This is a genomic window from Kosmotoga sp., from assembly GCF_982836095.1.
The window spans coordinates 9,196-17,091 of record NZ_CEYIHJ010000025.1; the positions used below are offsets into that span (position 1 = coordinate 9,196).

The 7,896-nt window shown below is 41.3% G+C and carries 7 protein-coding genes and 2 tRNA genes; 4 read left to right on the plus strand and 5 right to left on the minus strand.

The window, feature by feature from the left end:
* A partial coding sequence (locus AC3LHT_RS03120) for a Glu/Leu/Phe/Val family dehydrogenase (RefSeq protein ID WP_488661947.1) occupies positions 1-1,240 on the minus strand: 1,240 nt, incomplete at its 3' end.
* A 211-nt stretch (positions 1,241-1,451) separates the two neighbouring features.
* Positions 1,452-1,526, minus strand: a tRNA-Arg gene (locus AC3LHT_RS03125).
* A 78-nt stretch (positions 1,527-1,604) separates the two neighbouring features.
* Between AC3LHT_RS03125 and AC3LHT_RS03130 the strand changes: the two genes are divergently transcribed.
* From AC3LHT_RS03130 to AC3LHT_RS03140, 3 genes are read left to right on the plus strand one after another with little or no spacing between them, the layout of a single operon-like run.
* On the plus strand, positions 1,605-2,303 hold the full coding sequence (locus AC3LHT_RS03130) for a rhomboid family intramembrane serine protease (RefSeq protein ID WP_488661948.1): 699 nt from the start codon (positions 1,605-1,607) through the stop codon (positions 2,301-2,303).
* A gap of 15 nt (positions 2,304-2,318) precedes the next feature.
* Positions 2,319-3,176 carry a pseudouridine-5'-phosphate glycosidase gene (locus tag AC3LHT_RS03135; protein ID WP_488661949.1) on the plus strand — a complete coding sequence of 286 codons (858 nt, stop codon included), beginning with the start codon at positions 2,319-2,321 and terminating at the stop codon, positions 3,174-3,176.
* Positions 3,173-4,627 (plus strand): amidohydrolase, encoded by a 1,455-nt coding sequence (locus AC3LHT_RS03140; protein WP_488661950.1) that lies wholly within the window; start codon positions 3,173-3,175, stop codon positions 4,625-4,627. Before AC3LHT_RS03135 ends, AC3LHT_RS03140 begins: the two co-directional genes overlap by 4 nt.
* Before the next feature lie 275 nt (positions 4,628-4,902).
* On the opposite strand, the gene AC3LHT_RS03145 is transcribed toward AC3LHT_RS03140, so the two are convergent.
* Positions 4,903-4,980 (minus strand) — tRNA-Ile (locus AC3LHT_RS03145).
* 60 nt (positions 4,981-5,040) lie between these two features.
* On the opposite strand from AC3LHT_RS03145, the gene AC3LHT_RS03150 reads away from it, so the two are divergent.
* Positions 5,041-5,211 (plus strand): hypothetical protein, encoded by a 171-nt coding sequence (locus AC3LHT_RS03150; RefSeq protein WP_290645097.1) that lies wholly within the window; start codon positions 5,041-5,043, stop codon positions 5,209-5,211.
* Positions 5,212-5,220: 9 nt separating this feature from the next.
* Here the strand turns inward: AC3LHT_RS03150 and AC3LHT_RS03155 are convergent, their stop codons facing one another.
* Both AC3LHT_RS03155 and AC3LHT_RS03160 read right to left on the minus strand, forming a co-directional pair.
* Positions 5,221-6,864, minus strand: coding sequence for a putative manganese-dependent inorganic diphosphatase (locus AC3LHT_RS03155; protein WP_488661951.1), 1,644 nt, complete (start codon positions 6,862-6,864; stop codon positions 5,221-5,223).
* Positions 6,861-7,896 (minus strand): FAD-dependent oxidoreductase (locus AC3LHT_RS03160; protein WP_488661952.1); only part of this gene is annotated, 1,036 nt, incomplete at its 5' end. The genes AC3LHT_RS03160 and AC3LHT_RS03155, both read right to left, overlap by 4 nt.

Genomic DNA, 7,896 nt, shown 5'->3' on the forward strand with positions numbered 1-7,896 from the left:
CTCTGAGCTTCGTAGCAGTTGCTACTCGATCGATAGCAACGATGTAAGCTGCAGTCCTCATGTCAGTGTTGTATTTGTGCATGGTATTCACAACACTTCCGAAAGCCTGCCGCATAATTTTATGCAAAGCCTTTCTCACATCTTCAATATCCCAGAAATACCATTGAAGTCCCTGAACCCATTCGAAGTAAGAAACGGTAACACCGCCAGCATTTGCCAGGAAATCGGGAACAACGAAGATTCCCTTCTGGAGAAGAACTTCTTCTGCTTCTGGAGTTATAGGTCCATTGGCCCCCTCAACGATTATTTTGGCTTTTGTGTCGTTTGCATTTTCCATAGTGATGGCATTTTCAAGAGCAGCGGGAATGAGAATGTCCACATCAAGAGCGAGAAGTTCTTTGTTGGTAAGCGTTGTAGCATTTGGATAGCCCTTAATTACACCATTATTCTGGTCTCTGTAAGCGATTACTTCATCAATATCCAGTCCATCGGGATTGTATATGCCACCGGAAACATCACTAAGAGCCACGATTTTTGCTCCAAGTTCATCATGAATCAACTTGGCGGCATAAGAGCCAACATTTCCAAATCCCTGAACTGCAATTGTAGCGTCTTCTGCATCAAGGCCTTTGTAATTTATTGCTTCTTCAGTTACAACTCGAACTCCTCTACCAGTAGCTTCCGGCCTTCCAGCAGAACCACCGATATCCATGGGCTTTCCGGTGACAATACCAAGAACAGAGTGACCAACATTCATGGAATAGGTATCCATGAACCAGGACATAATCTGTGCATTTGTATTCACATCCGGTGCAGGAATATCTTTATCCTCGCCGATTATTACCTGTATCTCAGAGAAGAATCTTCTTGAAAGTCTTTCAAGCTCGGCAGTTGAAAGCTCAGAGGGATCAACTTCCACTCCGCCTTTACCCCCGCCATAGGGTATGCCAACAACGGCACATTTCCATGTCATCCAGAAGGCAAGAGCTTTAACCTCGTCTAGGGTAACGTTAGGGTGGTACCTTATTCCACCTTTTGCAGGACCTCTGGCGATGTTGTGCTGAACCCTGTGACCCTTAAAGACCTTTACACTACCGTCGTCCATCCTGACGGGGAAATTGACCGTGAGTTCCCTTTTTGGATGCATAAGCACATCAGCGAGACATGGATCAAGCTCCATGACTTTGGCGGCCTTGCTGAATTGCTTTAAAGCGTTTTCAAACAGACTTATCTCGGCCACTTTAGTAAACCTCCTCAGAAGAAAATTGTGTGTTCCAGCTTGATTTTATTCCCGGAACTGTTTGTGAACAACTCCACAAATTGGCAAAGAACGGCGTTTATTTTCAATTAGTGGGTTTTTTGTCATTGATACATCAACTATTTTCTGATAGAGCAATCGAAAAGGTATTATCAAAAAAATATTTAAAAAGCGCGGGATTTTCCCGCGCCACTGGTACCCCCGGAAGGAATCGAACCTTCATTTGCGGATTAGGAATCCGCCGTTCTATCCGTTGAACTACGGGGGCAAAGCGACTACATTATATCATCACACCAGAGGCTTTTCAAGATCCCTTTCTGGTAAAATAATGTATGGAGGTGATGAATTGTTTCCGCTTAGAGACACCATCCCCAGCAGGAGGAAACCATATGTAATGTGGGCAATAATCATTACAAATATCGTTGTTTTCATATACGAACTCCTGTTATCAGATGGTGAGTTGCTTCTTCTCATATACAATCATGGTCTTGTACCTGCAAGATACACTAAAGGGCATATTTTGCTTTACAACAGATTTTTGATTCAATATAACCGTTTAGACCTTTCTCCATTCGTAACTTCAACTTTTTTACATGGCGGCTGGACACACTTGCTTGGAAATATGTGGACGCTCTTCATTTTTGGTGATAACGTTGAAGATATGCTTGGACACTTCAGGTTCTTGATATACTATATTCTGTGGGGAGTAGGCGCCGGTTTCTTGCAATTTTTGCTTTCCCCTACATCTCAGGTGCCAGTTATAGGCGCTTCGGGTGCTATTGCTGGAGTGATGGGGGCTTATTTGTATTTCTTCCCGATGAGCAGGATTCTGACTTTCATTCCCGTTCTTTTTCTTCCATTCATTGTTGAAATACCTGCATTCATCTTTTTGCTTGTCTGGTTTTTCATACAGTTTTTCAACGGAACCTTTGCAATAATTGGAGCGAATTTCTCAGGAGTAGCCTGGTGGGCGCATGTTGGGGGATTCATTGCGGGCCTATATATGGCGAGATTCTACTCTAAAAAGCACTTTGGATACCGATAAACTGGAGGTGAGTTAATGCGAGGAGCCTTTGTAGCACTTGAATCAACTGTTATAGCTCATGGGCTTCCATGGCCCGTTAATTTTGAAACGGCACTGGCAATGGAAAAAGAAGTGAAAAAACAGGGTTCGATACCAAAAACAATCGGCATTATTGGTGGCAACATAAAAGTTGGTATGACAAAAGATGAACTGAGATATCTTTCAACGGCTAAAAGTGTTATGAAAGTGGGCACCGCTGAAATAGCAGTTGCTACTGCATTGAAAAAGGATGCTGCCACTACCGTAAGCGCAACATTAAAGCTCGCAGACAGAGAGGGTATAGAAGTATTTGCCACAGGCGGTATTGGTGGAGTACATCGTGATGTGGAGTGGGATGTTTCACAGGATATAATCGAATTATCAAAAACAAATATGATAGTGGTTTCAGCCGGGGTTAAAAGTATCTTGAATGTAGAAAAGACGCTGGAATTTCTCGAGACTTTTCAAGTTACAGTTATAGGCTACCAAACGGATAGCTTTCCATTGTTTCATTGCCGCCATAGCAAATTTCCGGTGAGCATTTCCGTAAAAACGCCTGAAGAAATCGTTGAGATTTTTAAGGAAAAGCAAAGGTTGGAAATAGAAGGCGCAATTCTGGTGGCAAACCCCATACCTGTTGAGTATGAAGTCCCCTATAATGAGTTGATGAAATATATTGAAACAGCAATCTCTGAAGCAAACTCGAAAAGGATTTCAGGAAAGGGATTGACTCCATTCCTGTTGGGGAGACTTTCAGAACTCTCCAATGGAAAAACCCTTGAAGCTAACATTGCTCTTCTAAAGAACAATGCTTCCCTGGCAGGGGAAATCGCCATGGCGATGATGAGAACATGAATAGCATTTTCAAGAACTGTCGCATATACAACCCTCTCAATGGTGAATACAACTTCCAGGATCTTTTCGTTGAAGATGGCGCAATTGTAAGGCATAAACCGGAAAACGCCGAGATCATCGATTTGAAGGGTTGTTACCTTTACCCGGGAATGGTTGACTCCCACGCCCATCTTCTGGCAACAGGTAAAAAGCAATTCATCCTTGACCTCACTGGAATTGATACAAAAGATGAGCTTGTAACGCTACTGAAGAATTTGAAAGAACAACCACGTGGCTTTATTGAAGGACGTGGTTGGGATCAGGAAAAATTGGGTTTTATGCCTGACAGAAGATTCCTTGATGCTATCACACCGTTTCCTTTGCTTTTGGTGCGTAGATGTGGGCATATAGCGACGGTGAATGGTCCGATGATTTGGAAATACTCTTTACATGATCTTAATGGTATAGATGGAACAGACCTTGCGCTTGGAGTAGTGAAAGAAAGAGCACTGGAGAAATTGCGTGAAAAGCTCCTTTCGGAAAGAGAAGAGCTAAAGAAATACCTTCAGACTGGTGCTGATGAATTTTTAAAATATGGAATCACAAATGTACACAGTGATGATTACCATAACATGGAGCTCAGGGATCTGATAGAAGTTCTTTCATCACAAAAGCACATAAGGTTATATGAAAAACTCAGAATAAAATCCGCAGAAGAATTGGAAGTACTAAAAGAATTGCAGAAACATGAAACGGATTTCTTCAGCTTGAGGGCCGCAAAGCTATATCTTGACGGTTCCTTCGGTTCAAGGACTGCTGCTCTGTGTGAACCATATACCGATGATCCCCAGAACAAAGGAGTGCTTTATCTTTCATCAGATAAACTGCTCCCTTTTGTGAAAAGAGCGGAAAAAGAAAGCATACAGTTGGCTATTCACATAATAGGAGACAGGGCTTTAAAAGAGGCTTTGAGTGCGTTTTCTATTATAAAAGAGGGTAACCCACTGAAGCACAGGCTAATACATGTCCAAATTGCAACTGAAGAGCAAATAAAACTGATGGCCCACTTAAAGCTAAGGGTTTCTATCCAACCAATATTTTACAAATCAGATAGAGAAATAGCATTTTCGCGCCTTGGGCCTGAGCGCTTCAAAAATGCTTACCCTTTTAAGAGAATGGATGAAGCAGGCATAAGCTTATCAATGTCCACAGATGCTCCGGTTGAAAGTGCCAATCCTTTTCAAAACATACACGCTGCCGAATATTTCTTTGATAGGAAGCGAGCCCTTTATATGTATATGATTTCTGGAAGACTTTTTGAAAACAGAGAGTCCATTTTTCCACTAACTGAAGGTTCAAAAGCAGATTTTTTTCTCTTGGAAAGAGAACTTTTATCAATTCCAAGCAATGAACTGGATGATTTAGAAGTTTCAATGACCATTTTGAATGGTAAGATTGTATATGAGAGGTGAGTTTTTGAAGTTTCTATTGTAAACTTTTGTAAGAATATGTAACTGATATTTTACTACCATTACATCTTCGGTTAATATTACTTGGTGGTTCGTTTTTTGTTATAGGATGAGGGTTATAGCCTTTTACAAATAAAATCATTCGACTAAGTCATATTGACTTATTTCTATACCTCTTTTTTGAAGGGATGTAACGTCATTTTGCCTGTCTTATTGCGTTATTTTCGATTTGATGTTAAAATTATTTACAGTAATAAAAAAAGCGGCCTGAGCCGCTTTGGTGGGCTCGGGTGGAGTCGAACCACCGACCGCCCGGTTATGAGCCGGAAGCTCTAACCAAACTGAGCTACGAGCCCGATACTAAAAGAATTATAATACCCACCACGGCTTCTGTCAATAGGTTGGGAGATGATAGAGTGAAGAGAAGCTTAGTGGATCATACTGTTTCTGACCCCGTAAAATACTTCAGTTGTAGATATCCCAGAATACTCGTTATACGTGCTGCCTTCAAACTCCTGAAAGATGGTAAAAGTCTCAGCCAAAAAGATATGGAAGGTATAATCCTGAAGATGTTGAAAAAGAGATGAGAGGAACTCTCATCTCTTTTTTCTAAGCACTTCACCGATCTTTGGAAGAAAGTCTTTTTTTCTGGACATAACACCATTTAAAACCACGCTGTTGTTTTCATCCAAATGCACTTTAAAAGCTTCTTCGATGATTTCCCTATTTCCTTCAACCCATACTTCGCTTTGGTTTTTTGGGACGTTTGTGAAAAGAAGAAAAGCAACATCAGCCTTTGAATTATTATAAAGATGCTTCAAAGCCTTTCTGAATTCCTCTTGCCTACTTCTAACCTGTTCCATATCCATAACCATAACCTGAGCGATCAAGACATTGTAATCACCTATTACGTATTCTTTGACATCTTTGGAGACGACTTCATAAGGAGCTTTTCCCGAAAGATCCAAGCCTTTGCGTAAAAGGTCTTTGGAGAATTCTTCAAGGTTTATATCTGCAATTTTCGATAATTGTCTGGCGGCTTCTCTGTCTTTTTTCGTTGTTGTTGAAAGTCGAAAAGCCAGAGTATCAGAAACGATTCCACCGAGTAACACACCAGCTATTTGAGGATTCTTTTTCTTGCAGTTTTTTAAAAACCATTCTCCGACAATCGTAGAAGTGCTCCCAACTGGTTCATTGTGAAATCTCACAGGTTTCAAAGTAGTAAGGCCACCGAGTCTGTGATGATCGATGACCTCGAGTAATTCTGCTTGTTCAAGGCCGTCTACCGCTTGGGGCCTTTCATTGTGATCCAGCAGGATTACCTTTTTTCGAGTGTCGTAAAGAAGATTGGTTCTGGTAATCACTCCGACTAACTTTCCGGTTTCGTCTAAAGCCAACGCAAAACGCTCCTTTGATTCATATATTTTTGTCTTTATTTCATTTAGTTTTTCACTTAATTTGGCTGTGATAAAGTTTTTAGACATGATCATTTTAGCAGGCATGGAGAGATTAATCAGTTTTCCTACACCGTAAGGTCCATAAGCTGTTGATATTATCCCGACATGGTTCCTTTTGGCTTGAATCAGTATTTCTTTAGAAGGAACATGGGAGTTAGTTAGTATCATCAGTGTAACTTTTTTTTCCACCAATTTCAGTTGCATTTCAGGATTGTTCCCGACAATAGCCAAGTCAGTGCTTTTCAATTTTTCAACAAAAGTGCTGGTTGAATCGATGGCTATATGGACTTCACCCTTGAGAATATTGGTAGATGGTGACACGAGAACATTGCCCTTTAGAAGCTGGGCTATGGTGTTTACGTTGATTGGGTGTAATTTCAGTGAATCGACCGATAACCGCTTTACATAAGCTCTTGCTAAATGGCGCTCACTGATGATTCCCGAAGGTCTGGAATTGTCATCAACAATTGGAACGACTTTTATATTGTGTTCTTCCATGATTTTGGCAATTTCATATGTTGAGGTTTCTTCTGATGCCACAATGGGGGTACGCAAAACAAGATCGCCTACTATCGGGTCCACCGTCTTCATGAAAACAGGCGGTTCAACGTCAAAATAGGAAAGTAAAAATGTACTTTCGCTGTTGAGTGGACCACAGCGGCAAGCTATGTATTCACGCTGGCTATCATTCTGGTTTTTCATATAAGCATAGCCAATTACACTTGCAATCGAATCGGTATCAGGCTGCCTATGGCCAAAAACATATATTTTTTCACGGCTCAATGGTTATGCCTCCTTTTCAGGCTGGTGAGATAGGTTGAAAGATTCAAGATATCTGCTGGCTTTATACCGGGTATTCTCATAGCTTGGCCAACGGACATAGGTCTGAGTTTTTTTAATTTCTCTTTACTTTCGGTGGACAAATTGGGCACTTTTTCATAGTCAATATCGCCAGGTATGAGTTCATTCTCGAGCTTTTCGAAACGGTTTATTTCCTGTCTCAAGCGGTTAATGTACCCTTCGTATTTCATTGTAGTTTCAACCTGTTCAGCAAGTGAGCTATCCGAAATAGGTTGAGGGTCAAAATCCTTTAGCAGAGAATAAGTTATTTCCGGTCGTTTTAGGAGCTGAGCAAGTCTAGTAGGTTGATATATTGCCGTTGTCCCCGCAGATAGCAATTTGTTGTTTACAGAATTCGAAGGTTTGAGAACAATGTCATTCAATCGACTCACCTCCCGGTTAATGGCTTCACGAATAATCACGACTTTGTCATAGAACCATCTAGGTATGAGGCCATACCTATAACCATATTCCGTGAGTCTCAAATGTGCGTTATCATGTCTCAGCATTAGTCTATATTCAGCTCTTGATGTGAGAAGGCGGTAGGGTTCATCGACACCTCGGGTAACAAGGTCATCGATCATAACGCCTATATAAGCCTCGGATCTCTTCAGAACCAATGGTTCAGCACCCTTGAGTTTCGCAGATGCATTTATGCCAGCTACGATACCCTGTCCAGCTGCCTCCTCGTATCCGCTGGTGCCATTCACTTGGCCGGCGAAATAGAGGTTTTCCACCAGCTTAGATTCAAGGGTGGGATGAAGCTGTTCAGGGATTACAAAATCATATTCAACAGCATATGCTGGTCTCATTATAACAGCCTTCTCAAGGCCTTCCACTGAATGAACCATTTCCACCTGTGTTTTAAAAGGCAGGCTTGTTGATAGTCCATTCAAATAGTACTCACCTGTGTTTCTGCCTTCGGGTTCTACAAAAATCTGATGGCTGTCTTTAGAAGAAAATTTTAGAACTTTG